22 protein-coding genes are annotated in these 26,459 nt (G+C 74.9%); 12 read left to right on the top strand and 10 right to left on the bottom strand.

What is annotated here, in order from left to right; genetic code table 11:
• Positions 1-46: 46 nt before the first annotated feature.
• Positions 47-901 (top strand): formate dehydrogenase accessory sulfurtransferase FdhD, encoded by an 855-nt coding sequence (gene fdhD, locus AC0OLQ_RS00720; RefSeq protein WP_484529789.1) that lies wholly within the window; start codon positions 47-49, stop codon positions 899-901.
• A 5-nt stretch (positions 902-906) separates the two neighbouring features.
• Here fdhD and AC0OLQ_RS00725 read toward each other — a convergent pair whose 3' ends face one another.
• Positions 907-2,034, bottom strand: coding sequence for a DUF4192 domain-containing protein (locus AC0OLQ_RS00725; RefSeq protein WP_484529790.1), 1,128 nt, complete (start codon positions 2,032-2,034; stop codon positions 907-909).
• 162 nt (positions 2,035-2,196) lie between these two features.
• Here AC0OLQ_RS00725 and AC0OLQ_RS00730 point away from each other — a divergent pair, with 162 nt between their 5' ends.
• The 5 genes from AC0OLQ_RS00730 (at position 2,197) to AC0OLQ_RS00750 (ending at position 9,065) form a co-directional block, all read left to right on the top strand.
• The gene (locus AC0OLQ_RS00730) at positions 2,197-3,111 is read left to right on the top strand and encodes a fructosamine kinase family protein (RefSeq protein WP_484529791.1); all 915 of its coding nucleotides are present in this window, start codon (positions 2,197-2,199) and stop codon (positions 3,109-3,111) included.
• Positions 3,108-4,124, top strand: a complete 1,017-nt coding sequence (moaA, locus tag AC0OLQ_RS00735; protein WP_484529792.1) for a GTP 3',8-cyclase MoaA — start codon at positions 3,108-3,110, stop codon at positions 4,122-4,124. The genes AC0OLQ_RS00730 and moaA overlap by 4 nt, the downstream gene beginning before the upstream one ends.
• A gap of 3 nt (positions 4,125-4,127) precedes the next feature.
• A complete protein-coding gene (locus AC0OLQ_RS00740; RefSeq protein WP_357331746.1) occupies positions 4,128-4,373 on the top strand; it encodes a MoaD/ThiS family protein in 246 nt (81 codons plus the stop codon).
• 11 nt (positions 4,374-4,384) lie between these two features.
• Positions 4,385-5,779 (top strand): metallophosphoesterase, encoded by a 1,395-nt coding sequence (locus AC0OLQ_RS00745; protein ID WP_484529793.1) that lies wholly within the window; start codon positions 4,385-4,387, stop codon positions 5,777-5,779.
• A gap of 94 nt (positions 5,780-5,873) precedes the next feature.
• The gene (locus AC0OLQ_RS00750) at positions 5,874-9,065 is read left to right on the top strand and encodes a UvrD-helicase domain-containing protein (RefSeq protein WP_484529794.1); all 3,192 of its coding nucleotides are present in this window, start codon (positions 5,874-5,876) and stop codon (positions 9,063-9,065) included.
• A gap of 35 nt (positions 9,066-9,100) precedes the next feature.
• Here the strand turns inward: AC0OLQ_RS00750 and AC0OLQ_RS00755 are convergent, their stop codons facing one another.
• Positions 9,101-9,823: a prepilin peptidase gene (locus AC0OLQ_RS00755; RefSeq protein ID WP_484529795.1), complete on the bottom strand. Its 723-nt coding sequence runs from the start codon at positions 9,821-9,823 to the stop codon at positions 9,101-9,103.
• Entirely contained in the window at positions 9,820-10,827 is a 1,008-nt protein-coding gene (locus AC0OLQ_RS00760; RefSeq protein WP_484529796.1) for an EamA family transporter, read from the bottom strand. The genes AC0OLQ_RS00755 and AC0OLQ_RS00760 overlap by 4 nt, the downstream gene beginning before the upstream one ends.
• A gap of 86 nt (positions 10,828-10,913) precedes the next feature.
• On the opposite strand from AC0OLQ_RS00760, the gene AC0OLQ_RS00765 reads away from it, so the two are divergent.
• A complete protein-coding gene (locus tag AC0OLQ_RS00765; protein ID WP_484529797.1) occupies positions 10,914-11,738 on the top strand; it encodes an LppU/SCO3897 family protein in 825 nt (274 codons plus the stop codon).
• Between the two features lie 134 nt (positions 11,739-11,872).
• Complete coding sequence (locus AC0OLQ_RS00770) at positions 11,873-13,108, top strand: AAA family ATPase (protein ID WP_357331758.1); 1,236 nt, start codon at positions 11,873-11,875, stop codon at positions 13,106-13,108.
• A gap of 6 nt (positions 13,109-13,114) precedes the next feature.
• Here the strand turns inward: AC0OLQ_RS00770 and AC0OLQ_RS00775 are convergent, their stop codons facing one another.
• Entirely contained in the window at positions 13,115-13,660 is a 546-nt protein-coding gene (locus tag AC0OLQ_RS00775) for a GNAT family N-acetyltransferase (RefSeq protein ID WP_357331760.1), read from the bottom strand.
• 135 nt (positions 13,661-13,795) lie between these two features.
• Between AC0OLQ_RS00775 and AC0OLQ_RS00780 the strand changes: the two genes are divergently transcribed.
• On the top strand, positions 13,796-14,341 hold the full coding sequence (locus AC0OLQ_RS00780; protein ID WP_357331762.1) for a DoxX family protein: 546 nt from the start codon (positions 13,796-13,798) through the stop codon (positions 14,339-14,341).
• Between the two features lie 204 nt (positions 14,342-14,545).
• Positions 14,546-15,982, top strand: a complete 1,437-nt coding sequence (locus AC0OLQ_RS00785) for a glycosyltransferase 87 family protein (RefSeq protein WP_484529798.1) — start codon at positions 14,546-14,548, stop codon at positions 15,980-15,982.
• A 3-nt stretch (positions 15,983-15,985) separates the two neighbouring features.
• Here AC0OLQ_RS00785 and AC0OLQ_RS00790 read toward each other — a convergent pair whose 3' ends face one another.
• From AC0OLQ_RS00790 to AC0OLQ_RS00815, 6 genes are all read right to left on the bottom strand, one after another.
• On the bottom strand, positions 15,986-16,408 hold the full coding sequence (locus AC0OLQ_RS00790; RefSeq protein WP_484532520.1) for a molybdenum cofactor biosynthesis protein MoaE: 423 nt from the start codon (positions 16,406-16,408) through the stop codon (positions 15,986-15,988).
• A gap of 53 nt (positions 16,409-16,461) precedes the next feature.
• Positions 16,462-17,724, bottom strand: a complete 1,263-nt coding sequence (locus AC0OLQ_RS00795) for a molybdopterin molybdotransferase MoeA (RefSeq protein ID WP_484529799.1) — start codon at positions 17,722-17,724, stop codon at positions 16,462-16,464.
• 49 nt (positions 17,725-17,773) lie between these two features.
• The gene (locus AC0OLQ_RS00800) at positions 17,774-18,244 is read right to left on the bottom strand and encodes a MogA/MoaB family molybdenum cofactor biosynthesis protein (RefSeq protein ID WP_357331770.1); all 471 of its coding nucleotides are present in this window, start codon (positions 18,242-18,244) and stop codon (positions 17,774-17,776) included.
• Positions 18,241-18,732 carry a cyclic pyranopterin monophosphate synthase MoaC gene (gene moaC, locus AC0OLQ_RS00805; protein ID WP_484529800.1) on the bottom strand — a complete coding sequence of 164 codons (492 nt, stop codon included), beginning with the start codon at positions 18,730-18,732 and terminating at the stop codon, positions 18,241-18,243. Before moaC ends, AC0OLQ_RS00800 begins: the two co-directional genes overlap by 4 nt.
• Before the next feature lie 246 nt (positions 18,733-18,978).
• Positions 18,979-21,183, bottom strand: coding sequence for an ATP-binding protein (locus AC0OLQ_RS00810; protein ID WP_484529801.1), 2,205 nt, complete (start codon positions 21,181-21,183; stop codon positions 18,979-18,981).
• Positions 21,135-21,965: an AfsR/SARP family transcriptional regulator gene (locus tag AC0OLQ_RS00815; RefSeq protein WP_484529802.1), complete on the bottom strand. Its 831-nt coding sequence runs from the start codon at positions 21,963-21,965 to the stop codon at positions 21,135-21,137. Before AC0OLQ_RS00815 ends, AC0OLQ_RS00810 begins: the two co-directional genes overlap by 49 nt.
• Positions 21,966-22,531: 566 nt before the next feature.
• Here AC0OLQ_RS00815 and AC0OLQ_RS00820 point away from each other — a divergent pair.
• Both AC0OLQ_RS00820 and AC0OLQ_RS00825 read left to right on the top strand, forming a co-directional pair.
• Positions 22,532-25,054: a putative bifunctional diguanylate cyclase/phosphodiesterase gene (locus AC0OLQ_RS00820; RefSeq protein WP_484529803.1), complete on the top strand. Its 2,523-nt coding sequence runs from the start codon at positions 22,532-22,534 to the stop codon at positions 25,052-25,054.
• Positions 25,055-25,116: 62 nt separating this feature from the next.
• On the top strand, positions 25,117-26,412 hold the full coding sequence (locus tag AC0OLQ_RS00825; RefSeq protein ID WP_484529804.1) for a glycosyltransferase 87 family protein: 1,296 nt from the start codon (positions 25,117-25,119) through the stop codon (positions 26,410-26,412).
• The last annotated feature ends 47 nt before the right edge of the window (positions 26,413-26,459 follow it).

The raw sequence follows: 26,459 nt of genomic DNA on the forward strand, positions 1-26,459 counted from the left end.
GGGCGTCGCCGTGCGGGTGCCCGGGGGCGCGGGGCAGGATGGCGGCATGGGACGGGCGACTGACCGGCGCGGCGTGCTCCGGATCGACCTCGACGCGGCGGCCGACGGGCGGGCGCGGATACGCCGGCAGGACACCCTGGCGGTGGAGGAGCCGCTGGAGATCCGGGTCGGCCCGGCCGGGCCGGGCCGGCGCAGGCCGCTCGCGGTGACCATGCGCACCCCCGGTGACGACCTGGACCTGGCGATCGGCTTCCTGCTCACCGAGGGGCTGATCCGGTCGGCCGACGACGTGCACACCGCGCAGCTCTGCGCCGGGGCGGAGACCCCGAACACCTACAACGTGGTGGACGTGGTGCTGGCCCCCGGCGTGCCGGAGCCCGTCACCGACCCGGCCCGCAACTTCTACACCACCAGCTCGTGCGGAGTCTGCGGCAAGGCGAGCATCGATTCCGTCCGGACCCGCTCGCAGTTCGCCGTACGCGAGGACCCGCTGGCGGTGACCGCCGAACTGCTCGCCGGGCTGCCCGACCGGCTGCGGGCGGCACAGCGCGCCTTCGACCGCACCGGCGGCCTGCACGCGGCCGGGCTCTTCACCGCCGCCGGTGAGCTGGTCGTGCTGCGCGAGGACGTCGGCCGGCACAACGCGGTGGACAAGGTGGTCGGCTGGGCCGTCCGGGAACGCCGGCTGCCGCTGGCCGGGCACGTGCTGCTGGTCTCCGGCCGGGCCAGTTTCGAACTGACCCAGAAGGCGTGGATGGCCGGCGTGCCGCTGCTCGCCGCGGTCTCCGCGCCCAGCACACTCGCCGCCGACCTGGCCGAGGAGGCCGGGATGACGCTGGTCGGGTTCCTGCGCGGCGGGACCATGAACGTCTACACCGGCGCGCAGCGCGTGCCCGGCTGACCCGGTCACCGGCGGGGCCGGCGCCGGCGGCGACGCAGCACCGCCGGGCCGGCGGTCGCCGGCCAGCCGTCCAGCTCGGACGGGGACAGCCCGCGGCGGAGCGCGTCGTCGAGGAGCACGGCGAGTGAGTAGCCGGGGTGGGCGGCGAGCACCCGTTCCAGGGCCACGGAGGCCAGCGCGCCGTGGCCCGCCCGCCAGGCGGCGAAGGCCAGCAGGCTGCCCGGGGCGGCGATCAGCTCCGGCTCGGCCCGGCGCAGCACGTCGGTCCAGAGGCTGATGTCGGCGTCCCTGCCGTCGGTGCGGGACCAGGCCTGGTCGCGTACCGGGAGGTGGGTGAGGAGCACGGTCAGCCAGGCCACCTCGTCGTCGCCGAGCCGCTCACCGCGCCGGTGCCGGCGGAACGCGGTGCGCACCGCCGCCGCCCCGGCCGAGCGGACCGAACGGCCCGTCCCGGCCGCCTCCCCGGCCGGTCCGGCCCTCTCCCCGGCGGTCGCCTCCCCGGCCAGGTCGGCTGCCTCCCCGACCGGGCCGCTCGCCTCTGCGGCGAGGCCGGTCGCCTCCCCGGCCAGCCCGGCCAGGCGGCGGCGGGCGCGGGCGGTGGCCCGGCGCATGGCCACCCGGACCGGCCCGCCGAGCGGGGACACCTGCGCGGCCAGCGCGGCCCGGTCGGGCAGGGCGACCTGACCGGCGAAGACGGCCGCCGCGCTGACCTCGCTGGCCGCCGCGTCGTAGGGGGTGCCCTCGGGCGGGCAGCAGGCCGGCTCGGCGCAGAGGTAGGACCACCAGCGCCCCTCGGTCACCCGGAGCGCGTCGAGGACGGTCAGCCCGGCCTCGTCCAGCGCCTCGCCGACCGCGTCCACCGCGCCGGTGACCCGGGTGGCCGGACCGTAGCCGATCACGGTGGCGGCGTCGGTGCCCTGCCGGGCCACCACCCCGGCCAGATGCCGGGCGGCCGGGCGCAGGTCGGTGCCCGGCCCGGGCAGGTCACCGCGGGCGGCGAAGACGACCCGCCGGCCGCGCACCGCCACCACCACGACGCTGTCGGCGGGATGGAACCCGAGCAGGTACGGCACGGCGGCGACGAGGTCGGCGGGCGAGCGGACGGCGAGGCGGGGGCGCTCGGTGGAGTTCATGCCAGGAGCGTGCGGCGGGCCGGTGCCGGTGCGACAGGCCCTGTGGACGACACGCGGGTTGTCCACAGATACGGAGAGTATCGGGCCAGGTCGGCGAGGCACGGCACCCGCCGGAGTCGTGCATGGCCCGCGCCGGTCCCGCGGACCGGCTACCTTGCGCTCATGGACCTGGCGTACCTGCGGGCACACCCGGAGCACCTGCCGACCTTCCTGACCCACCAGCGGATCCGGGAGACGCCGGTCTCCGGCGGGGACAGCTGCGCCGCGTCCCGGCTCACCCTCGACGACGGGCACTCGGTCTTCGCCAAGACCTGGCCGGAGCGCGCCGAAGGGGCGCCGCCCGAGGGCTTCTTCGCCACCGAGGCGGCCGGGCTGCGCTGGTTGCGCGAGGCCGGCACGGTCGCCGTACCGGAGGTGATCGTGGCCCTGCCGGAGCTGCTGGCGCTCGACTGGGTCGAAACCGGCGAGCCGACGCCGGAGGCGGCCGAGCTGTTCGGCCGCGAGCTGGCCGGGCTGCACCGGGCCGGGGCCCCCGCCTTCGGCGCCGAGTGGCCCGGGTTCATCGGCACCCTGCCGCAGGACAACACCCCCGACCCGGGCCCGTGGTCGGAGTGGTTCGCCCAGCGGCGGCTGCTGCCGTACCTGCGGATGTCGGTCGACAACGGCGCGCTCACCGCCGCGGAGGCCGGCCCGGTCGAGGAGCTGCTCGACCGGATCGCCGAGTTCGGCGGCGACGAGCCGCCGGCCCGGGTGCACGGCGACCTCTGGCCCGGCAACCTGCTCTGGGGCGTCGACGACCGGGTCTGGCTGGTCGACCCGGCCGCGCACGGCGGTCACCGGGAGACCGACCTGGCCCAGCTCGCCCTCTTCGGCGGCCCGGCGCACCTCGACCGGATCACGGCCGCCTACCGGGAGGCGTGGCCGCTGGCCGACGGCTGGCGGGAGCGGGTGCCGCTGCACCAGCTCCACCTGCTGCTGGTGCACACCGCGCTGTTCGGGGCGGCGTACCGGGCGGCGGTGGACTCCGCCGCCCGCGCCGCGCTGCGCGGCGCCGGACGCGCTACGGTCGACGGGTGACCGCCGCCCCGACAACGACCGACGGGGTCCTCGTCGACCGGTACGGCCGGGTCGCCCGGGACCTCCGGGTCTCGCTGACCGACAAGTGCAACCTGCGCTGCACCTACTGCATGCCGGCTGAAGGGCTGCCCTGGCTGGCCGGGCCGCAGCTGCTCGACGACGACGAGATCGTCCGGCTGATCCGGGTGGCGGTGCACCGGCTCGGCGTCACCGAGGTCCGCTTCACCGGCGGCGAGCCGCTGATCCGGCCGGGCCTGGCCCGCATCGTGTCCGCGGTGGCCGCGTTGGCGCCCCGCCCGCGCATCTCGCTGACCACCAACGGCATCGGCCTGGACCGTCTCGCGCCCACCCTGCGCGCCGCCGGGCTCGACCGGGTCAACGTCTCGCTGGACACGCTGGACCGCGCGCGGTTCGCCACGCTGACCCGGCGGGACCGGCACGCCGACGTGCTGGCCGGGCTGGCCGGCGCGGCGGCCGCGGGGCTGACCCCAGTGAAGATCAACACCGTGCTGATGCGCGGGGTCAACGACGACGAGGCGCCCGCGCTGCTCCGGTTCGCCCTGGCCCACGGCTACGAGCTGCGGTTCATCGAGCAGATGCCGCTGGACGCCCAGCACGGCTGGGACCGGTCGACCATGGTCACCGCCGACGAGATCCTCGCCGCCCTGCGCGCCGAGTTCGCCTTGACCGCCGACCCGGGCGAGCGGGGCGCGGCCCCGGCCGAGACCTGGCTGGTGGACGGCGGCCCGGCGCGGGTCGGGGTGATCGCCAGCGTGACCCGGCCGTTCTGCGGCGACTGCGACCGGACCCGGCTCACCGCCGACGGTCAGGTGCGCAACTGCCTCTTCGCCACCGAGGAGTCCGACTTGCGAGCCGCGCTGCGCGCCGGGGCGGACGACGAGGAGCTGGCCCGGCGCTGGCGGGCCGCGACGTGGGGCAAGCGGGCCGGGCACGGCATCGACGACCCCACCTTCCTGCAACCCGCCCGCCCGATGTCGGCGATCGGAGGCTGACCGGTGCAGCTCACCGTCCGCTACTTCGCCGGCGCGCGTGCCGCGGCCGGCCGCGCCGAGGAGACCGCGGCCGCCGGCCGCTCGCTCGACGAACTCCTCGACGAGCTGACCGAGCGGCACGGCGAGCGCCTGGCCGTGGTGCTGAAGGCCGCGAGCTTCCTGGTCGACGGCATGGCCTGCCATGATCGTCAGGCGCCGCTGCCGGCCGGGGCGACGGTCGACGTGCTGCCCCCCTTCGCGGGCGGCTGAGGGAGGCTCCCGTGTTGGCGATGGCGATGTTTGTGGGCTTCGCTGTGCTCGTCACCGCCCTGATCCACCTCTACCTGTGGAAGCGGCTGGTCCGCGACACCACCCGCCCGGGCCGCTGGCGGAAGGCCGGTGGGGTGGTCGCGCTGCTCCTGGCGCTGCTGGTGCCGGCCACCATGGTGGGCACCCGCAGCGGCTCGGACTGGCTGGCCTGGCCGGGCTACCTCTGGCTGGCCCTGATGTTCTACCTGCTCGGGCTGCTGCTGGTGCTCGAGGTGCCCATGGCGGTGGCGAAGCTGGTCCTGCGCCGCCGCGAGCGGGCCGCGACCGGCGCGGCTGCCGTGCCGTCGCCGGTGCCGTCGCCGGTGCCGGCGGGCGGTGCCGGCCCCGGCCGGGCGGGCATCCCGGCCGCCGGCGTCGCGGAACCGGCGCCGGCCGGTCCGGCGTCCGCGTCGCCCGTCGCGCTGGCCGAGCCGTCGACGGAGTCCGCCGGGGAGCCGCCGGCCGCGGGTCCGGCCGGCCCTCCCAAGGCGGCTGACGGCCGGCCCGCCGGCGACCCACCCGACCACGACCCGTCCCGCCGGTTGCTGCTCGCGCGGGGGGCCGCGATCTTCGCCGGGCTCACCGCCGCCGGCATCACCGGGTACGGCGTACGCACCGCGATGGGAGCGCCCCGGCTGGACCGGGTGCAGATCGCCCTGGCCAAGCTCCCCCGCAGCATGGACGGCCTGCGCATCGCCACCGTCTCCGACATCCACCTCGGGCCGCTGCGCGGCCGGGCGCACACCGAGCGGATCGTCGCGATGATCAACCGGCTCGACGCCGACCTGGTGGCGGTCGTCGGCGACCTGGTCGACGGCTCGGTGGCCGAGCTGGGCCGGGCCGCGGAACCGCTGCGCGACCTTCGCTCCCGGTACGGCAGCTTCTTCGTCACCGGCAACCACGAGTACTACTCCGGTGTGGAGGAGTGGGTGCGCGAGGTGGACCGGCTCGGCCTGCGGGTGCTCCAGAACGAGCGCCAGGAGATCCGGGCCCGGGGCGGCGTGCTCGACCTGGCCGGGGTCAACGACGTCACCGCCTCCGGCACCGGGCTGGCCGCCCCCGCCGACTACGCCGCCGCCCTCGGCGATCGCGACCCGAGCCGACCCGTGGTGCTGCTGGCCCACCAGCCGGTGGCCGCCCACGAGGCGGCGAAGTTCGGCGTCGACCTCCAGCTCTCCGGGCACACCCACGGCGGTCAGATGGCGCCGTTCAACCTGCTGGTGAAGCTCCAGCAGCCGGTGGTCTCCGGCCTGGGCGAGGTGGACGGAACCAAGGTCTACGTGACCAACGGCGCCGGCTTCTGGGGCCCGCCGGTCCGGGTCGGGGCGCCGCCGCAGGTGACCCTGGTCGAGCTGCGCGCCCCATAGCGCGTCCCGGCCGTCCGGTCCAGCACCGCATTGCTCAGGTCACCCGTACGCGTGGCGGCGGGCGGCCGGGGGACCGGGCGTGACAGGATGCGGCGTGCCTCCGTTCAGCGCCGTACCCCCCGGTGGCCTCCCGCCGTTCGTCGCGGATCTGCACATCCACTCGAAATACTCGCGCGCGTGCAGCCGTGACCTGACCCTGCCGAACCTCGGCTGGTGGGCCCGACGCAAGGGCATCGGCGTGCTCGGCACCGGCGACTTCACCCACCCCGCCTGGTACGACCACCTGCGCGAGACCCTGCACCCGGCGGAGCCCGGCCTCTACCGGCTGAGCCCCGAGGCGGAGCGCGACATCGCCCGGCGGCTGCCGCCCCGGCTGGCGAGCGAGGCGGAGGCGGACCCGGTCCGGTTCATGCTCAGCGTGGAGATCTCCACGATCTACAAGCGCGACGACCGGACCCGGAAGGTGCACCACCTCATCTACCTTCCGGACCTGGATTCGGTGGCCCGGTTCAACGCCGCGCTGGGGCGGATCGGCAACCTGGGCTCGGACGGCCGGCCGATCCTCGGGCTGGACTCCCGCGACCTGCTGGAGATCACCCTGGAGGCCAGCCCGGACGGCTACCTGGTGCCGGCGCACATCTGGACGCCCTGGTTCTCCGCGCTCGGCTCGAAGTCCGGCTTCGACGCGATCGCCGACTGCTACGCCGACCTGGCCGAGCACATCTTCGCCGTGGAGACCGGCCTCTCCTCCGACCCCGGGATGAACTGGCGGGTCGGCAGCCTGGACCGCTACCAACTGGTGTCGAACTCGGACGCGCACTCGCCGCCGGCGCTGGCCCGGGAGGCCACCGTCCTCGACTCGGCCCGCGACTACTTCGCCATCCGCGAGGCGCTGCGCACCGGCAACGGGCTGGCCGGCACCATCGAGTTCTTCCCTGAGGAGGGCAAGTACCACGCCGACGGGCACCGGCTCTGCGGGGTGAACTGGTCCCCGGAGCGCACCCGGGAGGCCGGCGGGCGCTGCCCGGAGTGCGGCAAGCCACTGACGGTGGGCGTGCTGAGCCGGGTGGAGGAGCTGGCCGACCGGCCCGAGGGGCACCGACCGGCGCACGCCCGGGAGGTGACCCACCTGGTGCCGTTGGCCGAGATCCTCGGCGAGCTGAACCGGGTGGGCGCCCGCTCGAAGAAGGTCGAGGGGAAGCTCCACGACCTGATCGCCGCGCTCGGCCCGGAGCTGGACATCCTGACCCGTACCCCGCTGGACGAGATCGGCCGGGTCGGCGGTGAGCTGCTCGCCGAGGGCATCGGCCGGCTGCGCCGCGGTGAGGTGCGCCGGATCCCCGGCTACGACGGCGAGTACGGCGTGATCACCCTCTTCGACCCGGCCGAACTGGGCTCGTCGCGGGGTGGCACCGGCCAGGACACCCTCTTCGACGTACCCGTGCCCGCGCAGCGGAAGCCCGCGGAGCCGGCGCCGAAGCCCAAGGTCCGGCGCCCGGCGGCGGCCAAGGCGGAGCCGAAGCGCAAGCCGGCCCCGCCACCCCCGCCACCGATCGCGCCGGCGCCCTCCCCGCACGAGCCGTTCGAACCGATGCTCGCCGGCATGGAGGAGGTCGGCACCGGGCTGCTGGACCGGCTCGACGCGATGCAGCGGGTGGCCGCCTCCGCGCCGGGCGGCCCGCTGCTCATCGTGGCGGGACCGGGCACCGGCAAGACCCGCACGCTGACCCACCGGATCGCCTACCTCTGCGCGGAGCTGAACGTCTTCCCGGAGCAGTGCCTGGCGATCACCTTCACCCGGCGGGCCGCCGAGGAGCTGCGGCACCGGCTGGACGGGCTGCTCGGCCCGGTGGCCGAGGACGTCACCGTCGGCACCTTCCACTCGCTGGGCCTCACCATCCTCCGGGAGCACGCCGAGGCGGTCGGGCTGCCGGCGGACTTCCGGATCGCCGACGACGCCGACCGGGCGGCCGCCCGCGCGGAGGCCGGCGACGACGACGAGCGGTACACCGCGCTGCTGCGCAAGCGCGACCTGGTCGACCTGGACGAGCTGCTCACCCTGCCGGTGGCGCTGCTGAAGGCCGACCGGAAGCTGGTCAAGGAGTACCGCGAACGCTGGAAGTGGATCTTCGTCGACGAGTACCAGGACGTCGACGCCGTCCAGTACGAGCTGCTCCGGCTGCTCAGCCCGGCCGACGGCAACCTCTGCGCGATCGGCGACCCCGACCAGGCGATCTACTCGTTCCGAGGCGCGGACGTCGGCTACTTCCTCCGCTTCTCCCAGGACTTCACCGACGCCCGGCTGGTCCGGCTGAACCGCAACTACCGGTCATCGGCGCCGATCCTCGCGGCCGCGGTGCAGGCCATCGCGCCGTCGTCGCTGGTCCGCGGCCGCCGCCTCGACCCGGCCCGGCTCGACCCGGAGGCCCCGCTGGTCGGTCGCTACGCCGCGACCTCCGTCGCGGACGAGGCCGATTTCCTGGTACGCACCATCGACGACCTGGTCGGCGGCCTCTCCCACCGCTCGCTCGACTCGGGCCGGATCGACGGGCGGGCCACCTCGCTGTCCTTCTCCGACATCGCGGTGCTCTACCGCACCGACTCCCAGGCCGCGCCCCTGGTCGACGCGCTGGCCCGGGCGAACATCCCGGTGCAGAAGCGCTCGCACGACCGGCTGCGCGACCGCCCGGGCGTGACCGCCATCGCCCGCGAGCTGCGGCACGCCGGGCTCGACGGTTCGCTGGCCGCCCGGGTACGGCTGGCCGGCCAGATCCTGGCGGAGCGCTTCGCCGTGCCGACGCTCGACGGCTCCGGCGCGGTACGCCCCGAGGACGTCCGCACGGCGGTCGACCTGCTCACCCCGCTGGCCCGGCGCTGCGGCGACGACCTGGGGCTGTTCCTCGCCCAGCTCGCCACCGGGGCGGAGGTGGACGCCCTCGACCCGCGCGCCGAGGCGGTCACCCTGCTCACCCTGCACGCGGCCAAGGGGCTGGAGTTCCCGGTGGTCTTCCTGGTCGGCGCCGAGGACGGGCTGCTGCCGCTGCGCTGGCCCGGGCAGGAGCCGGACGACGACGCGGTGGCCGAGGAGCGGCGGCTCTTCTTCGTCGGGCTGACCCGGGCGCAGGACCGGCTGTACGTGAGCCACGCCGCCCGGCGTACCCGGCACGGTTCGGAGCGCGAGTGCCGGCCGTCCCCGTTCCTCGACGTGATCGACCCGGGCCTGTTCGAGCGCTTCGGCGACGCCGAACCCCGCCGCCCCAAGGACCGCCAGCTACGCCTCATCTGAGCGCGCCACCGGCGGCGGCACCCGGATCGGGACGGTCAGGCGAGCAGGACGGCGAGCCAGGCGCCGGCCAGGATCGCCGGGCCGAACGGGACGGCGGTGTCCCGGCGTACCCGGCCGGCGGCGAGCAGCGCGAGGACCACGACCCCGTTCAGCACGTGCGGGAGGAGCAGCCCGAGGCCCAGGGCCGGCCAGCCGAGCCAGCCGAGCGGCAGGCCGAGCGCGGCGGCGAGCTTGACGTCGCCGAAGCCGACCCGCGAGCGGGGGAGCACGGCGAGCAGCACGTAGCCGGCGAAGGAGACAGCCGCGCCGGCCAGGGCGGCCGGCAGCCGGCCCGGCGTGCCGGTGACCAGCGCCGCCCCGACCAGGCCGAGCCCGCCGCCGAGCGCCGCCGCGCCGACCAGCGGGTCGGGCAGCCGCAGGCAGATGAGGTCCACCAGCGCGAGAACCAGCCCGACCGCCGCGACCAGCAGGAGGGCGGGAAGTGTCGAGTCGGCGCCGCGTGCGGCGAGCCCGGCGAACACCACCGCACCGACCAGCGGCACGCCGTGCCGCAGGGCCGGTCGATCGACGCAGGTCGCCGCCACGGCCGCGACCTCGCCGGGCCTCGGCGGCGGCAGCACGCCCGAGGAGTCCAGCGCCCGGGGCGGTGCGGGCGGCCCGATGAAGCGACGGGCGAGCGGGACGGCGGCGCGGCCGGCCAGCGCGCCGAGGAGCGCGACACCCGCAACCAGCCCGGCCGACACGGGCCGGAACGTCACCGGTGGGCCGGCTCCGGCAGCGCCCCGTCGACCGGTCGTGCCGCCGACCGGCGCGGACGCTCGGTGCTCACCACCACCGCCACACCGGCCACGATCACCGCGCCGCCGAGCAGCACCTGTGCGGTCACCGGCTCGGCGACGAGCAGCGCGCCGAGCGCCACGGCGACCGCCGGGTTCACGTAGGCGTAGGTCGAGACCAGGGAGATCGGGGCCTGGGCCAGCAGCCAGACGTACGCGGTGAAGGCGACCAGCGAGCCGGCCACCATCAGGTAGGCGAGCGCCGCCCAGGAGCGGCCGGTCACCTCGGCGGGGGAGAAGCCGTGCAGCTCGCCCCGGACGGTGGCGATAACGGCGAGCGCCGCCGCGCCGGCGACCATCTCGTAGACGGTGGCCACGAACGGGTCGTCCGGCATCCGGATCCGCCCGGAGAGGTAGGAACCGACAGACCAACTGACCGCCCCCGCGACGACCGTCAGCGCCCCGGCCAGCGGCACGCTTCCCGACCCGCCGCGCGGCAGCACGAGCAGCACGAGACCGACGAAGCCGAGTGCCACCCCGGCGAAGGTCCACGGCCGGGGCCGGTCGCCGCCGACCGTCCGCAGCAGCACCACCAGGAGCGGGACGGTGGCCACCAGCAGCGCGGCGATGCCGGAGGGCAGGGCGGTGCCCTCCGGGCCGGACTCGGCGAGCACCACGAGGCCGTTGCCACCGGCCAGCAGCAGCACCCCGACCAGCGCGGCCGAGCCGAGCTGCCGGCGGTCGACGCGGAGCGCCCCCGGCCCGCGGCGCAGCCGCAGCACCACGGCGAGCACCACCGCGGCGGCGGCGAACCGCATCGCGGCGGAGGTGAGCGGCGGCAGGGACTCGACCGCGACCCGGATGCCCAGGTAGGTCGAGCCCCAGAGCACGTAGACAAGGACCAGCGCGGTCCAGATCAGGGCGGAACGGACCGGGGCGGCGGTGTGGTCGACGGCGGGCGTCGCACTCGTGGGGCGTGAGCTCATCGGTGGACCACGCTACGGTGACCACGGCGTCGGCGTCCCCCATTGGTGGCCGGCCTCTCAGCACTGGCGTACGCAGGAGGGCGTTCATGTCGAACTTCGGACCACCGGGCGGCGGCTCCCCCGAGCCGTGGGGTGGACGGCGCCCCGACGACGGCTACGCCCCGTCGGCCGATCCGCGCTACGACCCGGGCTACGGCGGGCAGCCGGGCGGCTGGGGCGAGCCACCCGCGCAGCCCTACGACCAGCCCGCGCATCCCTACGACCAGCCCGCCCAGCACTACGACCAACCCACCCAGCACTACGGGCCGCCCGCCCAGCGCTACGACCGGTCGACCCAGCGCTACGAGCCCAGCCCCGCCTGGAACGCCGGACCGCCGCCCGCCGCCCCGCCCTACCAGGGCTACCCGGCCGACCCCGGCTACGGCGGGCAGCCGCCGTACGCCGAGCCGACCCCGCCGAAGCGCGGCAAGGGCCCACTGCTCGTGGTGCTGGTCGTGCTGGCCGTGCTCCTGCTCGGCGGCGCCGGCGCGTACTGGGTGCTGGGCCGGGACGACGAGGGCGACAAGGGCGGGACGGCGTCCTCCTCCGCGCCGGCCGCCGACCCGACGGGGGCGGCGAGCGAGCCGGCCGAGGCACCGACCACCCCGCCGGCCCCGGCCTCCTCGACCGACCCGCGTTTCGTGAAGGCCGGCCAGTGCGTCGCCAACGAGGGCGGTTCGGCCCAGCCGAAGCTGGTGATCACCGAGTGCGCCGCGAAGACCTACCAGGTGCTGCGCCGCGTCGACGGGTCGACTAGCGGCAAGAAGGACGCCGAGTCGAAGTGCGCCAAGGTCGAGGGCTACACCGACTGGTACTTCTTCGACAGCCAGCTCGACACCCTCGACTTCGTGCTCTGCCTCAAGCGACGGTGACACGGTAGGCAAAACTAGGGCTGTCTAGCGTCCAGGCTAGACAGCCCTAGTTTTGTCTCGACGGCTCCGACACGCGGTAGTCGCATCTACGCATGTCTAGCCTCGCCGCTAGACGGCCCGATACTGTGCGATTCGTGGATCCGGTCCGCAACCCGTACGCACCGGGCGCCGGTCAGCGCCCGCCCGAACTCGCCGGGCGGGGGCGGGAGCTGGACGTCTTCGACGTGGTGCTGGAGCGGATCGCCCGCGGCCGGCCGGAACGCAGCCTGATGCTCACCGGGCTGCGCGGCGTCGGCAAGACCGTCCTGCTCAACACCCTGCGCTCGCAGGCCATCAACCACCTCTGGGGCACCGGCAAGATCGAGGCCCGGCCGGACCAGTCGCTGCGCCGGCCGGTCGCCGCCGCGCTGCACATGGCGGTCCGCGAGCTGGCCCCCCGGCACCGCGCCCCCGACCGGATCGACGCCTTCCTCGGGGTGCTCAAGGCGTTCGCCCAGCGCGCCGCACCGGCCGGGCGCGGCGGGGCCGCCCCGAAGCTGCGCGACCGCTGGCAGCCCGGCATCGACGTGCCGGCCAGCAGCGGCCGGGCCGACTCCGGCGACATCGAGATCGACCTGGTCGAGCTGCTCACCGACGCCGCCGCCGTGGCCACCGACGTGGGCACCGGCGTCGCCGTCTTCATCGACGAGATGCAGGACCTCGGCCCGGAGGACGTCTCGGCGCTCTGCGCCGCCTGCCACGAGCTGTCCCAGCTCGGCGCGCCGCTGATCGTGGTGGGCGCCGGGCTGCCGCACCTGCCCGCCGTGCTGAGCGCCGCGAAGTCGTACTCCGAGCGGCTCTTCCGCTACCAGCGGATCGACCGGCTCGACCGGATCGCCGCCGACCAGGCGCTCTGCGCGCCGGCCGAGCGGGAGGAGGTCGAGTACGAGCAGAAGGCCCTCGACCTGCTCTACGAGAAGTCCGGCGGCTATCCGTACTTCGTCCAGGCGTACGGGAAGGCCACCTGGGACCACGCCCCCCGCTCGCCGATCACCGCCGCGGACGTCCGGGTCGCCGCACCCGAGGCGGAGGCGGAGCTGGCGGTGGGCTTCTTCGGCTCGCGGTTCGAGCGGGCCACCCCGGCCGAGCGCGAGTACATGCGCGCCATGGCGACGCTCGCGCTGGTGGACGGGGAGGAGGGCGGCCGCGACGACATGGACGCGGCGGTGCCCACCGCGGAGATCGCCCGGGCGCTCGGCCGCAAGCCGGCCAGCCTGTCGCCGGCCCGGGACGCCCTGATCAAGAAAGGCCTGATCTATTCCGGCGAGCGGGGGACGGTCGCCTTCACCGTCCCGCACTTCGGCCGCTACCTGCGCACCCAGCCGGCCTGACCGCGGTCAGACCTTCGACCAGGGCGGCGGGAAGACCACCTCACCGGCCGGGGGCGGCGGCTCGTCCGTGGTGGACGGCGGCAGCACCAGCGCCTGCCAGGGCTCCCCCAACCCGGACCACGGGCTGGTCAGGCCCAGCCGGTCGGCCCGGCCGAACCCGAACCGGCGGTAGTACGCCGGGTCGCCCAGCACCACCACGAGACGCTCGCCCAGCTCGGTCGCGGCGTCGAGGGCGGCCTGCACCGCCGCCGCGCCGTGCCCGATCCGCTGCCGGTGCGGGGCGACCGCCACCGGGCCGAGCGCCAGGGCCGGCCAGGTGCCGCCGTCGGTGCGCACCTGCACCCGGGTGAGCAGCGCGTAGCCCACCACCTCACCGCCGTACTCGGCGACCATGGCCAGCTCCGGGATCCAGGCGTCGCTGCGCCGCAGGTCCTCGACCAGCCCCACCTCGGGCGGGACGGCCACGTCGGGGCGGGCGAACGCGGCGGCCAGCACCCGGGCGACCGGCGCCTCGTCCGCCGGGTCCTCGGGTCGGAGTCGCAGGGTCGTCACCAGCGCGACCTTACCGCCCCGAGCCCGTCCATCAGCGACGGTCGCTGAAATCGGTACCGCGCGGACGTCCACGTCGGCCGATCCCTTTCGAGTGTTGCAGGGGTGGCGGGGGCCGCGACGGGGTATGACTGAGCCATGAAGCCCGTGCGCTCCCTCGCCCGCGTCATGTTGAGCGGCATCTTCGTGGTCAGTGGCGCCCGCAACCTGCGGAACCCGGGACGACTGGTCCCGGCCGCGCAGCCGATCACCGACAAGGTCACGCCGCTGATCCAGAACCTGAACCCCCGCATCCCCACCGACACCGCGACGCTGGTCCGGGCCAACTCGGCCACCCAGCTCATCGGCGGGCTGATGCTGGCGACCGGCAAGTTCACCCGCCCGGCCGCGCTCGTCCTCGCCGCCACCCTGGTGCCGACCACCGCCGCCGGTCATCCCTTCTGGAGCAACGACGACCCGGCGGCGCGAAACAACAACCAGATCCACTTCCTGAAGAACCTCGGGCTCTTCGGTGGTCTCCTCCTCGCCGCCGCCGACACCGAGGGCAAGCCGGGGTTGCGCTGGCGCACCGGTCACCGGATCAACCATTCGCGCCGCTCGGTGAAGCGCGCGGTCCGGACCGCCCGCCGCGAGGCGAAGATCGCCGTACGCTCGGCGGCCACCGCCCGCCGAATTCCCGGCTGACCTGCATCAATACGGCCACCACCCCCCGCAAGGCCACCAATCACCTGAACCGTCCGACACCCGTTAACGCGGTGGAAATGTCAAAAACACGTGTGGGATCGGACACGGTCGCATAACGCGGGAGGCAGCAACGTGAGGCGCCGTTCTAGGCTCCGTGCTGGACCTGGACGGGCAGGACGACCTTGGTACGGGGGTGGCCACGCCATGCCGACGACAGTCGGTAGACGGACGGACCGCCTCGCGCCAATCCACCGCGTGACGCGTGGGATCGATCGCAGGACAGTCGTACGGACCGGCATCGTGGCCGCCGTCGCCTACGCCGCATGGCTCGCCATCGGCGCCTTCGGGCGGCCGTACAACTTCTTCGACATGAAGATCTACCACGGTGCCGTGGTGTGGTGGGCGAGCGGCAACGAGCTGTACAGCTTCATCGCTCCCTCGACCACCCTGGGCTTCACCTACCCACCCTTCGCCGCTCTGGCCATGCTGCCGATGTCCTGGCTGCCGGTCGACGCCGCCGGCTGGCTCAACGCGCTGGCCAGCATCGCCGCGCTCGCCGTCGTGCTGGCCGCGCTGCTGCGCCCGATCGTCGACCGGCTGGGCTGGTCGCTCTGGTTCACCGTCGGCATCGCCACCCCGCTGGCCGTGGCCATCGAGCCATCCCGGGAGACCCTCGGCTACGGCCAGGTCAACCTGCTGCTCTTCGTGCTGATCATGGCGGACCTGGTCGGCCTGCGCTGGCGGGCCAGGCGCGGCACCCACTACGAGACCGCCGACTCGGCAATGGCCCGGTTCTTCTACAGCGGCACCTGGGCGGGGGTCGGCATCGGGCTGGCCACCGCGGTCAAGCTCACCCCGGCGCTGTTCGTGGGATATCTGGTGATCACCCGGCAGTGGCGGGCCGCGCTGACCGCGGTCGGCACCACCATCGGCGTGACCATCGCGACGTTCGGGCTGGTCGGCACCGAGTCGCGGACCTACTTCACCTCAGTGCTCTGGCAGACCGAGCGCGTCGGCGCGGCGGACATGACCGCCAACCAGTCGCTCGCCGGCCTGCTGGCCCGGCTCTACGACTCGATCGAGACGCCCGGCCTGCTCTGGCTGGCCTTCTCGGTGCTGATGCTGGCGCTGGGGCTGTCCCGGGCGGCCAGTGCCCGCGCCGACGGCGACGAGTTGACCGCGTTCACCCTGGTCGGGCTCACCGCCAACGTGATCAGCCCGATCTCCTGGTCGCACCACCTGGTCTGGGTCATCCCGGCGATCATCGTGCTGGCCGACGCCGCGGTACGCCGCCACGAGGCGAGCCGCGGCCTGCCGGCCCGGGTCACCGGCGCGCCCCCGGCCACCGGGGTGCCGCCGCTACGCCCGCCGATCTGGTACCCGACCCTGACCGGGCTCCGGCACGGGGTCGGCGCGCTGGGCCTCTACCTGCTCTTCCTGATCTCGCCGATCTGGCCGTACGAGCACCAACTTCCCGAGGTGTCCCACTACCAGGACGGCCTGTTCGGCGCGCTGATGGAGAACTCCCTGACGATCGCCCTCATCGTGCTGGTCGCGGCGCTGCCCTGGCGCCCCGGCGCCGAGCCGGCGTTCTATCACGACCGGCTCGCCCGGACGGCCCGGCTCGCCGCCCGGCGCTGACCGTCAGGGGCAGTTCACCCACTCCTCGGTGCCGTCCGCGAACACCTGCCGCTTCCAGATCGGCAGCCGCGCCTTCACCTCGTCGACCAGCCGCGCGCAGGCCGTGAAGGCCGCCGCCCGGTGCGCGGTGCTGACCGCCGCCACCAGGGCCACGTCGCCGATCTCCAGCGGGCCGATCCGGTGCGACACGGCCACCGCGTACACCTCGGGGTCGGCGGCGATCTCGGCCGCCACCTCGCGCAGCACGGCCTCGGCGGTCGGGTGGCCCTCGTACTCCAGCAGGGTGACGGTGCGGCCGTGGTCGTGGTCGCGGACCACGCCCTGGAACGAGACCACCGCGCCGGCCCGCCGGTCGGCGACCGCCGCCTCGTGCGCGGCCAGGTCCAGCGGCCGGTCGCTCACCGCGCCAAGAACCAGGCTCACCATGCCTTCCCCGTTCCCGACCGCGGGGCCTCGCGACACCGGCTCACTCCTCGCGCTCACCAGGACCGCTCCCCGGGGGTGAGCGGCAGCGGTACGAGCGGCACCCGGTCGCCGGCCGCGCCGCTCGTGCCCGGCCGGATCACCGCGAAGCCGTCCGCGCCGGCCAGGCCACGCAGCATCGCCGAGCCGACGTGGCGGACCGGGTGCGCGGTGCCGGCCGCCCGGTCCCACCGCACCAGGGCGAGGTGGGTGTGGTCGCCCCGCCCCGCAACCGGCTCGGCCAGGGTGACCTGCGGAAGCACCGGCATCGACCGGCCCTGGAGGCCGGCGAGGAGCGGCGCGACCAGCGACACCAGCGCGACGACGGCGGACTGCGGGTTGCCCGGCAGGCCGGCCACGAAGCGCACCCGGCCGTCGCCGTCGACCAGCCGGGCCAGCAGCATCGGGAAGCCCGGCCGCACCGCCACCGTGTTCACCACGTAGTCGGCGCCGAGCGCCTCCAGCGTCGGGTGCAGGTGGTCGACCGGGCCGTGCATGGTGCCGCCGGTGGTGCAGACCAGGTCGGCGTCGGCGAGCGCGGCGCGCAGCGCGGCCACGTGGGCCGGGAGGGTGTCGGCCACCGGGCCGACCACATCGGCGGGGCGCACCTGGCAGCCGTACCGGCGCAGCCAGGCGGGCACCGCCGGGCCGAGCGCGTCCCGGACCCGGCCGGATCCCGGCGGGCCCGACGTCAGGAGTTCGTCACCGAAGACCAGCAGCGCGGCCCGGGGCCGGCGGCGGACCCGCAGCGTGTCGTGCCCGCAGGAGGCGGCCAGGCCGATCACCGCCGGGTCGACCGGCGTGCCGGCCGGCAGCAGCTCCTCCCCGGCGTACGCCTCCTCGCCCGGCTCCCGCCACTCCGGCGCCGATCGGGGCGTGCCGGCCACCCGGCCGTCGGCGGTCCGGGTCGACTCCTCGATCCGCAGGATCGCGGTCGCGCCCGCCGGGACCATGGCGCCCGTGGCGATCTCCACGGTGCTGCCGTCGGCCTCCAGTGGGGGCGGGGTGTGCCCGGCGAGGACCCGGCCGATCACCTGCCACGGGCCGTCCCCGCGCACCGCCCAGCCGTCCACGCTGGAGGTCGGGAAGGCCGGCAGGTCGGTCCGCGGAGTCAGCGGCTCGGCCAGGGTGTGCCCGTCGGCGTCGGCGAGCGGCCGGCTGACCGCGGGGAGCGCGGCGGAGAGACCCACCGCGTAGACCCGGGAGCGGGCCTCCTCCCACCCGGCCGGCGGCGGCGCGGCGACCTCGGCCGCGGCGGCTGCTGCGGTTTCCGTGCTCATCGGCCGAGCCTATCCCCGGCCCGGCGGTCGACGGGCCCAGGGCGCGTCGTCAGTGGTCGCCGCCGCGGAGCTGGTCGACGGTGTGCCGCAGGATCGGGCCGAGCACGGCCAGCCCGTCCTTCGCACCGCCCCGCGACCCGGGCAGGTTGACCACCAGCATCCGGCCGGCCACCCCGGCCAAGCCGCGGGACAGCGCGGCCGTCGGCACCGCGGCGCGGCTGTGCGCGCGGATCGCCTCGGCGATGCCGGGGATCTCGTAGTCGAGCAGGGGGCGGGTCACCTCGGGGGTGCGGTCGGTCGGGGTGACGCCCGTGCCGCCGCTGGTCAGCACCACATCGACGCCCTCGTCGCGGGCCGCCCGCAGCGCCGCGCCGACCGGCTCGCCGTCGGGCACCACCACCGGCTCGTCGGCCTCGCAGCCCAGCTCCCGCAAGCCGGCGACGAGCAGCGGGCCGCTGGTGTCCGCGTAGACGCCGGCGGCGGCCCGGTTGGAGGCGACGATCACCCGGGCCCGGATCACGGCCGGTCCTCCGGCCGGACCCACTCGCCGGTCTTGCCGCCCTCCTTGCGCAGCACCCGGACCGCGTCCACCGAGGCGGCCGGGTCGACGGCCTTCACCATGTCGACCAGGGCGAGCCCGGCGACGGCCACCGCGGTGAGGGCCTCCATCTCGACCCCCGTCCGATCGGCGGTCCGCGCCGTGGCGGTGATCTCGACGCTGTCGTCGGTGAGGCGCAGGTCGACGGTGACGCCGTGCAGGGCGATCGGGTGGCAGAGCGGGATCAGGTCGGGGGTGCGCTTGGCCCCCATGATCCCGGCGAGCCGGCCGACCGCCAGCGCGTCTCCTTTGGGCAGGCCGTCGCGGCGCAGCAACTCGACCACCTCGGCGGTGGTGCGGAGCCGGCCGGCGGCGACCGCGAGCCGGCCGGAGATCGGCTTGGCGGAGACGTCGACCATCCGGGCCGCGCCGGCCGGGTCGACGTGGGTGAGCTGCGCGGGTTCGGTCACGGCCGCGAGCCTATCCGGCCGGTACGACCGGGCGCGCGCTTCGGGCCGTCGGCGGGGAGGGGCGCCGTGGCTGGTGCCGATCGGCCCGGCAGGTCGCCCCTCCCGCACCTGCCCGCCGTCGATTCGCTGGGGGGGAATTCGACGGCGGGGGCCTCGTCGACCGGGTCCCCCGTGATGTGGACCGCCCCCGTTGGCCGACATGGGGCGACGTTAGCGGCGGAGGCGATAAGAAATCGATAAGCCGGTTCAGACCGGGCCTGGCGCCCCTCCGGTCAGGCGTCGTTCCAGCTCGACCCGCTCGGGGGCACCGATCCGACGGAAGATCGCCAGGGCGCGTAGCCGGTACCGGAGCGCCTCCTCCCGCTCGTCCTCGCCGAGGTGGTCGGCCAGGGCGGCCAGGGCGCGACCCTGCTCGTACGGGTGGGCGATGCGGGTGGCCAGCGCGAGAGCGTGCCGATGGCTCGCGACCGCCGCGTCGGTGCGTCCCGAACCGGCCAGCGTGTGGCCGAGATCGTTCAGGATGGCGGCCTGCACGTGGCGCTCCCCCGAGTCCCGCGCGAGGTCGAGGGCCAGCTCGTGCTGCTCCCGCGCGGCGTCGAGCCGGCCCAGGTGCCGGTACGCGATCCCCAGGTCGTTGCGCGCCTCCGCCTCACCGAACCGGTGCCCGGTGCGGTCCCGGAGCCGGAGGGACGCCGTGATGAGCCGGACCGCCTTGGCGTGGTGGCCGAGTCGGTTCTCCACCGAGGCGATGTGACCGAGGGCGTTCGAGATGTCGTATCCGCTGCCCCGGCAGCGCCCCAGGAACAGGTGCTGGCGATGCGCCTCGATCGCCTCGGCGTACCGGCCCAGCGTCGTCAGGGCGAAGCCGAGGTTGGGCAGGGACAGCATCGGATCGACCGCCGTGCCACTCGGCCGGAGGAGTTCCCGATTCAGGCTGACCGACCGCGCCGGGTCGCCGGTCAGCCAGTGGACGACGCCCAGGTTCGCCCGGTAACGGTGTTCGTTGGCGTGGTCGCCGAGGTCGCGGGAGATGGACACCGCCGCCTCGAGGTGGCGCAGTGAGTCCAGGTAGCTACCGGTGCGCGTGTAGGCGGAGGCCAGATAGTTGTGCATGACCGCCTGCGCTGCCCGGTCGCCGCTCCGCTCCGCGGCGGACAGCCCGGCGCGATGGGAGACCAGGATGTCGTCGAAGTAGCCGCGGATGTAGTAGAACCGCCACAGGGCGCGGGCCAGTCGCCACCCGTACCCGTCGAGCGCCGCCCGCTCGGCGAAGCGGACCAGGGCCACGAGGTCGGACCGTTCCTGCTCCAGCCACTCGACGTCCGGCGGCTCGCAGCGGCCCAGCAGGTCGGGCCGGCGCGGCGGGTCCAGGCGGAGGTGCCGGCGCAGCGCCAGCGGGTCCAGCGACTGCGTGCGTTCGGCCACCTCGTGCAGCACGTGGTCGAGAAGTCGCCCGGCCGCCTCGTCCCGGTCGCGGCGCTCGGCCGGCTCGCGGGACAGCTCGGCGGAGTACTGGCGCATCAGGTCGTGCAGCCGGTAACGACCGGGGGCCACCTCCTCGATCAGGTGCTGGTCGAGGAGGTCGTCCAGCATCCACTCGGTGCGGTCCAGCGGCAGGTCGGCGAGGGCGGCGGCCATCGGGGCGTCGAACCGGTCGCCGGGGTGGACACTGACCAGCCGGAACAGTCGCTTGACCGGCTCGGCCAACGGTTCGTACGAGGCGGTGAAGGCGCTGGCGACGGTCTGCTGCTCGACCGCGAGTTGCCGGAGCACCGTGCCACCGGCGCTCAGGCGGCCGGCCAGGTCGGCGACCCGCCAGGCGGGTCGGTGCGCGAGACGCCCGCCGGCAAGCCGGATGGCCAGCGGCAGGTGACCGCAGCGCCGGACCACCTCGGCAGCCGCCTCCGGCTCCTTGCCGACCCGCTCCTCCCCGGTGGTCCGTGCCAGCAGCTGGACCGCCTCGGCGGGGGTTAGCACGGGGAGCGGCACCGGCGGTCCGAGGTCGCCGGTCGACAGCCGCCGCCGGCTGGTCACGAGCACCACCGATCCGGGTGCGGCGGGCAGGAGCGGTCGCACCTGCTCTCCACCCGCCGCGTTGTCCAGCACGATGACGGCGCGGCATCCCCGCAGCTCGCGCTGCCACAACTCGGCCCGCGAGTCGTGGTCGGTGGGGATCCGGCCGGCCGGTACCCCGAGCTGCCGCAGCAACGCGGTCAGTGCGTCCGCCGGATCCACCGGGACACCTTCGGCGTGCCCGCGCAGGTCGATGAAGAGCTGCGCGTCGGGGTGCCGGCCGGCGAGCCGGTACGCCAGGTGGACGGCGAAGGCGGTCTTGCCGCTGCCGGCCATCCCGTCGATCACCCGGACCGGTGAGGTACGCCCGTCGGCGGCGGCGATCTCCGTCAGCAGGCGCTCGGCGAGTTCCCGCCGGCCCACGAAGTCGCCGGCCATCCGGGGCAGGTGGTTGCCGGCCGTCCGGTTCGCCGCCGCATGTCCGACCCGCCCGGCCGGCGCGTCGAGTTCCCCTCATGGCGGGGCGTCACCGACGCGATCGGCTCGCCGTCGAGCAGGGCCCGGTGGAGCGTGCGCAACTCGCTGCTCGGCTCGATGCCGAGCTGGTCGGCCAGCACGGCTTCCGCCCGGCGGATCGCGGCGAGCGCGCCGGCGGGATCACCGTCCTCGTAGCGGGCGCGGGCGAGCAGGGCGTGCGCCTGCTCCCGGTAGGGATGGGTCACCACGTGGTCGGTGAGGGCGGCGATCGCGGACCTGGTCCGGCCGAGCTGAAGCTCCAGCCTGGCCCGGAGCTCGACCGCGGAGAGGTGTTGCTCGTCGAGAGCCGCCCGGCGTGCGGCGAGGAGCGGGCCCACCGGCAGCCCGGCCACCAGAGGCCCCCGCCACAGCCGCTCGGCCTGCGCGAGCAGCGCGTCGGCGCTCTCGACGGCACCGCGTGACCAGGCCGTCGCGGCGGCGTCGACCAGCCGCTCGAAGCGGGACACGTCCACCTGCTCGTCGGTCAGGTCGAACCGGTAACCGCCGGAGAGCCGGACGATGGTCGGGCCGCCGTGCCTTTCGAGCGCCCGCCGCAGATTGCCGGCGTAGGTTCGCAGGTTCGCCACGGCGGAACGCGGCGGCAGTTCCGGCCACAACTCGTCGACGAGCGAATCGATCGTGACGACCCGCCCGCCGTGTAGGGCGAGCATCGCCAGCACGACCTGCTGTTTCGGTGTGCCCAACGGAAGCCGGGTCGCTCCATGCCACGCCTCGAGTGCCCCCAGGAGCCGGACCTCCGCCAAATCCTTCCCCACCGAATTTAAATGACCATTGCATTCCCTGCCAATATATCCGGAAGGCGTCCTAAGGGAAGATAATGCGCGATCCACCGCACGGCTTCAAAAGATATCAGAGAGCGACGACATTTTTCCGGTCCGTGGACCTGCGGCGTGCGATGCGACCCAGTACCCAAACGACTAGAGACATCGCGCAGGAGGAGACTCGATAATCCCATTAGAGCGTCGCCCCGAATACGCGTTCAGTCTTCAGGCAAAGACAGTGAGTGACAAGAGGCGGCGACATTAGCGCATTATGCGCATATGGACATCTAATGCTACTAACTCAGCCGAAACGCCATAAGCTGTCCTGCATCGGTGGGGGTCGACGACAACGGCTCCGCAGGATCGAGCGAAGGGCTAAGCAGATGCGCGGCAACGACTGGATGTGAGCGATCTTCCCGGCCGCCTGAGCGGGCCGTACAGTACTGGTACACGCACCGCTACGGGATGAGCGCGGTGGAGGCCATGACGTGACTCGCGACGCTGCACGCGACACTGGGACCGATCGGCGGCTGCTGCTGCTAGTCGGTCTCGTCGTGTTTACCGCCGGGGTCTCGACTCTGGTCAGCCTCCGACTGATCGGCACCCACGGCCTGGTGACCCAGGCCAACATCACGCGGGCCGTCACCCTGACATTCCTCGTCGCAGTCGCCGCGACCGTCAATGTCCGCATCCGTATCCGGGCCACCACCCACGGCATTTCCTGGACGGACGCGGCGTCGGTCGTCGGGCTGGCGGTCGCACCGGTGCCATGGGTGATCCTCGCGACCGGGCTGGGCGTCGCGATCGCCCGCACGATCAACCGGCTGCCCCCCATCAAGCTGGCCTTCGGCATCGCCAAGGAGATGACGCTCGCCGCCGCGGGCGGGCTGGTCCTGGTTGCCGCCGGCTGGTCCTGGCCGTGGTCCGGATCGATCGGCCGCTCCCTGCCCGCCCTGGTGTTGGCCTACCTGACCGTCGTGGTTCTGGACGAGCTGCTCATGTTCCCGGTCCTCGCGTTCGCCACCGGGACGCCGATCCTCAACCGCTTCCGGCAGCAGCTCGACCTCCGGCTGGCGAGTGTGCTCGCCCGCTTCTCGGTGGTCGTGTCCACCCTGCTCATCCTCCGGCTCAACCCGACCTTCCTGGTGGTCGTCCCGCCCCTCGTGCTGAGCCTGCACCTGGCCAACTCCAGCCGGGTGCGCAGCCGGGCCGAACGGGAGGCCTGGCAGCGGCTGGCCCGCACCACCGACGCGCTGAACGTGGTCGACCTCGACCAGGTGCTCACCACGGCGGTCACCCAGGCCACCGAACTCTTCTCCGCCGACGAGGTCGACATCGAGCTTCGCGAGGAGCGGCGGTTGGTTCGCGGGGCCGGCGGTGCCATCACCCTCCGAGGATCGGCCGGCACGCCCAGCGCAATCGAGGGCTCGGTGCTCACCACCCGCCTCGAAGGGCACGACCAGACCGCCGACATCGGGGTGCTGCGGCTGCGGTTCGCCGGGCCGGTCGAGCTGTCCGAGCGGGAGCAGTACACCCTGCGTACCTTCGCGTCGGCGCTCTGCACCGCGGTCCGCAACGCCCAGGCGTACGCCGAGCTGGCCCGCATCGCCGACGAGCACGCGTATGCCGCCACCCACGACGCGCTCACCGGGCTCTCCAACCGGCGGCACCTCCTCGACGAGGGCACCGAGCAACTCACCAACCGGCACGCCGACGGCGTCACGGCCCTGGTGCTGATCGACCTCAACCACTTCAAGGAGGTCAACGACACCCTCGGGCACGGCGCCGGTGACCGGGTGCTGACGCAGGTCGCCGACCGGCTGCGCGACGCGGCCCGCCCGGACGACCTGGTGGCCCGGCTCGGCGGCGACGAGTTCGCCGTCCTGCTGCGCGGCCTGCCCGCCCCGGCGGTGGCCGCGCACCGGGCCGACGCGCTGCTGGCCGCGCTGCACGAGCCGCTCGACCTGGACGGCATGCGGATCAGCGTGGAGGCCAGCGGCGGCATCGCGGTCGCCCCGGCGAGCGGTGGGATGCCCGAGCTGCTGCGCCGCGCCGACGTGGCGATGTACCAGGCCAAGCGGGCCGGCCAGCGGATCGCCACCTACGCCCCGACCCGCGACACGGCCGACCTGGGCCGGCTCACCCTCGGCGGCGAACTGCCCCGGGCCGTCGCCGACCACGAGTTCACCGTCAACTTCCAGCCGATCGTCGACCTGGGCAGCGGCGAGGTGATCGGGGCGGAGGCGCTGGCCCGCTGGCACCACCCGACGCACGGCATGATCGACCCGCTGCGCTTCCTGGAGGCGGTCGAGCGTTCCGGGCTGCTGCCCGCCTTCGCGGAGGCGATCCTCGACCAGGCGTTGATCGCCGCCGGCTCCTGGCGGGACGCCGGCTTCGACCTGCCCGTCTCGGTGAACGTGTCGCCACGCAGCCTCCTCGACGCCCGGTTCCCCGGGGCGGTGCTGGCCCGGCTGCGCGCGCACGACCTGCCGCCGGACCGGCTGGTGCTGGAGCTGACCGAAACCCTGACGCTCAGCCAGCTCGACGTGGTCGACCGGGTGCTCAGCCGGCTGCGCGACTCCGGCGTACGGCTGGCCCTGGACGACTTCGGCACCGGCTACTCCTCGCTGTCGCTGCTCTCCCGGATCCCGGTGCACGAGCTGAAGATCGACCGGAGCTTCGTCACCGCGATGGAGAGCACCGCCGAGGCCGCCGCGGTCATCCGCTCCACCCTGGACCTGGGCCGCAGCCTCAACCTGACCGTGGTGGCCGAGGGCGTGGAGAGCGAGCCGCAGCGGCGGGCGCTCTGGGAGCTGGGCTGCGCCGCCGGGCAGGGCCACCTGTTCGCCCGGCCGCTGCCGGCCGGCACGCTGCTCGCCGCCCTCAAACGGGGAGCCGGCGGCCGCCCGGGTGCCCTCGCGCCGGCCCTGCACGACGCGGGCGCGGTGATCCGCCTGCCCGGCCGCCGCACCGGCGGCGGCCGCAACCGCACCGCCACCCCCGCTCCCTGACCCCGGCCAATCACCAAGATCCGCAGGTGGGAACTGGCTCCACGTCTGCCAGACTGGCCGGCGTGACCGCCCACGCCGACCGGACCTCCCCCGCCCTCCGCCGCTGGCAGGCGGTCGACACCGCGGCCGGCGGCCTCGCCCTCGACCTGGGCCTCTACGCCGTCTCCGCGGTGTTCGCCGCGGTCACCGCCGCCACCTCCACACTGCTGCCACATCGCGGCTGGGGCACGCTAGCCACCATCGGGTACGCGCTGGCGGCGCTCGCCGCGACCGTCCAACTCCTGGGCCGACGCAGGCATCCCGGCTCGCCCCTCGCCGGCCTCCCGGCCCGCTGGGCGGTCACCGGCTTCGCCTGGGCCGCCACCGCAGTGCTGCCCGTCGTCGCGCAGAGCGTCCAGCGAGCCGGCGGGCGGGCCGACCGGGCGCAGGAGGAGGTGATCGTGGTCGAGCACGCCGGCGCGCGGCTCGCCGAGCACGGCACCCCCTACCTCGGTCACGACGCCATCGCCGCCCTGCCCGCCGGCGAGCAACTGCTCGGCTACACCCCCTACCAGCCCGGGATGGCGCTGTTCGGGCTGCCCCGGGCCGCCGTCGACGCCTGGTGGACCGACGCGCGGGTCTGGTTCGCCCTGGTCACCGCGCTGGCGCTGGCCGCCGCCGTGCTCACCCTGCGAACCACCGCCGGCCCCGCCGCACACCGGCGGGACGCCGCCCTGCTGCGCGCCGTGCAGGCAGCCACCGTCCTGCCGATCTGCGCGCTCACCCTCGCCACCGGCGGCGACGACCTGCCCGTACTCGCGCTCTGCCTGCTCGCCCTCGCCCTGGCCGCCGCCGGCCGGCCCGGCCGCGCGGGCCTCGCGGTCGGCGCGGCCGGCGCGTTGAAGCTCTTCGCCTGGCCGGTGGCGATCGTGCTGGTCTGCTGGGCCGCCACCCGCCGGGCCGGCCTGCGCGCCGCCCTGGGCGCCCTCGGCCTGCCGCTCCTCGCGCTGCTCCCCGTGCTGCTGGTCGACCGCGACGCCCTGGTCGAGAACGTGCTGCGCTTCCCGCTCGGGCACGGGCTGGTGACCAGCCCCGCGCAGTCCCCGTTCCCCGGCCACCTCATCGCCACCGCGCTGCCCGCCGGCCGGGTGGTCGCCGCCGCGCTGCTGGCCGCCGTCGGGGTGGCGATCGCCGTCCGGCTGCTGCGCCGCCCGCCGCGCACCGCCGCCGCCACCGCCCTGATCTGCGGGTACGGGCTGCTCGCCGCGATCCTCCTGATGCCCTCGACCCGCTTCGGCTACCTGCTCTACCCGATCGCCCTCCTGGTTCCCGCCCCCGCCCTGGCACTCGCCGAGCACCGCCGCGAGATCGTCCCCTGACCGGCTTTCCGGCAACTGCCCGGCACGGCCCGCCCGGAGGGCGTAGA

Source organism: Micromonospora sp. Utrum1 (genome assembly GCF_057197805.1).

Bases quoted from the DNA above. Each gene is read 5' to 3' on its own strand.
- AC0OLQ_RS00780 (WP_357331762.1), top strand. From the start codon at position 13,796: ATGAAGCCCGTGCGCTCCCTCGCCCGCGTCATGTTGAGCGGCATCTTC.
- AC0OLQ_RS00765 (WP_484529797.1), top strand. From the start codon at position 10,914: ATGTCGAACTTCGGACCACCGGGCGGCGGCTCCCCCGAGCCGTGGGGT.
- AC0OLQ_RS00795 (WP_484529799.1), bottom strand. From the start codon at position 17,724: ATGAGCACGGAAACCGCAGCAGCCGCCGCGGCCGAGGTCGCCGCGCCG.
- AC0OLQ_RS00760 (WP_484529796.1), bottom strand. From the start codon at position 10,827: ATGAGCTCACGCCCCACGAGTGCGACGCCCGCCGTCGACCACACCGCC.
- fdhD (WP_484529789.1), top strand. From the start codon at position 47: ATGGGACGGGCGACTGACCGGCGCGGCGTGCTCCGGATCGACCTCGAC.
- AC0OLQ_RS00785 (WP_484529798.1), top strand. From the start codon at position 14,546: ATGCCGACGACAGTCGGTAGACGGACGGACCGCCTCGCGCCAATCCAC.
- AC0OLQ_RS00725 (WP_484529790.1), bottom strand. From the start codon at position 2,034: ATGAACTCCACCGAGCGCCCCCGCCTCGCCGTCCGCTCGCCCGCCGAC.
- AC0OLQ_RS00810 (WP_484529801.1), bottom strand. From the start codon at position 21,183: ATGGCCGGCGACTTCGTGGGCCGGCGGGAACTCGCCGAGCGCCTGCTG.
- AC0OLQ_RS00790 (WP_484532520.1), bottom strand. From the start codon at position 16,408: ATGGTGAGCCTGGTTCTTGGCGCGGTGAGCGACCGGCCGCTGGACCTG.
- AC0OLQ_RS00730 (WP_484529791.1), top strand. From the start codon at position 2,197: ATGGACCTGGCGTACCTGCGGGCACACCCGGAGCACCTGCCGACCTTC.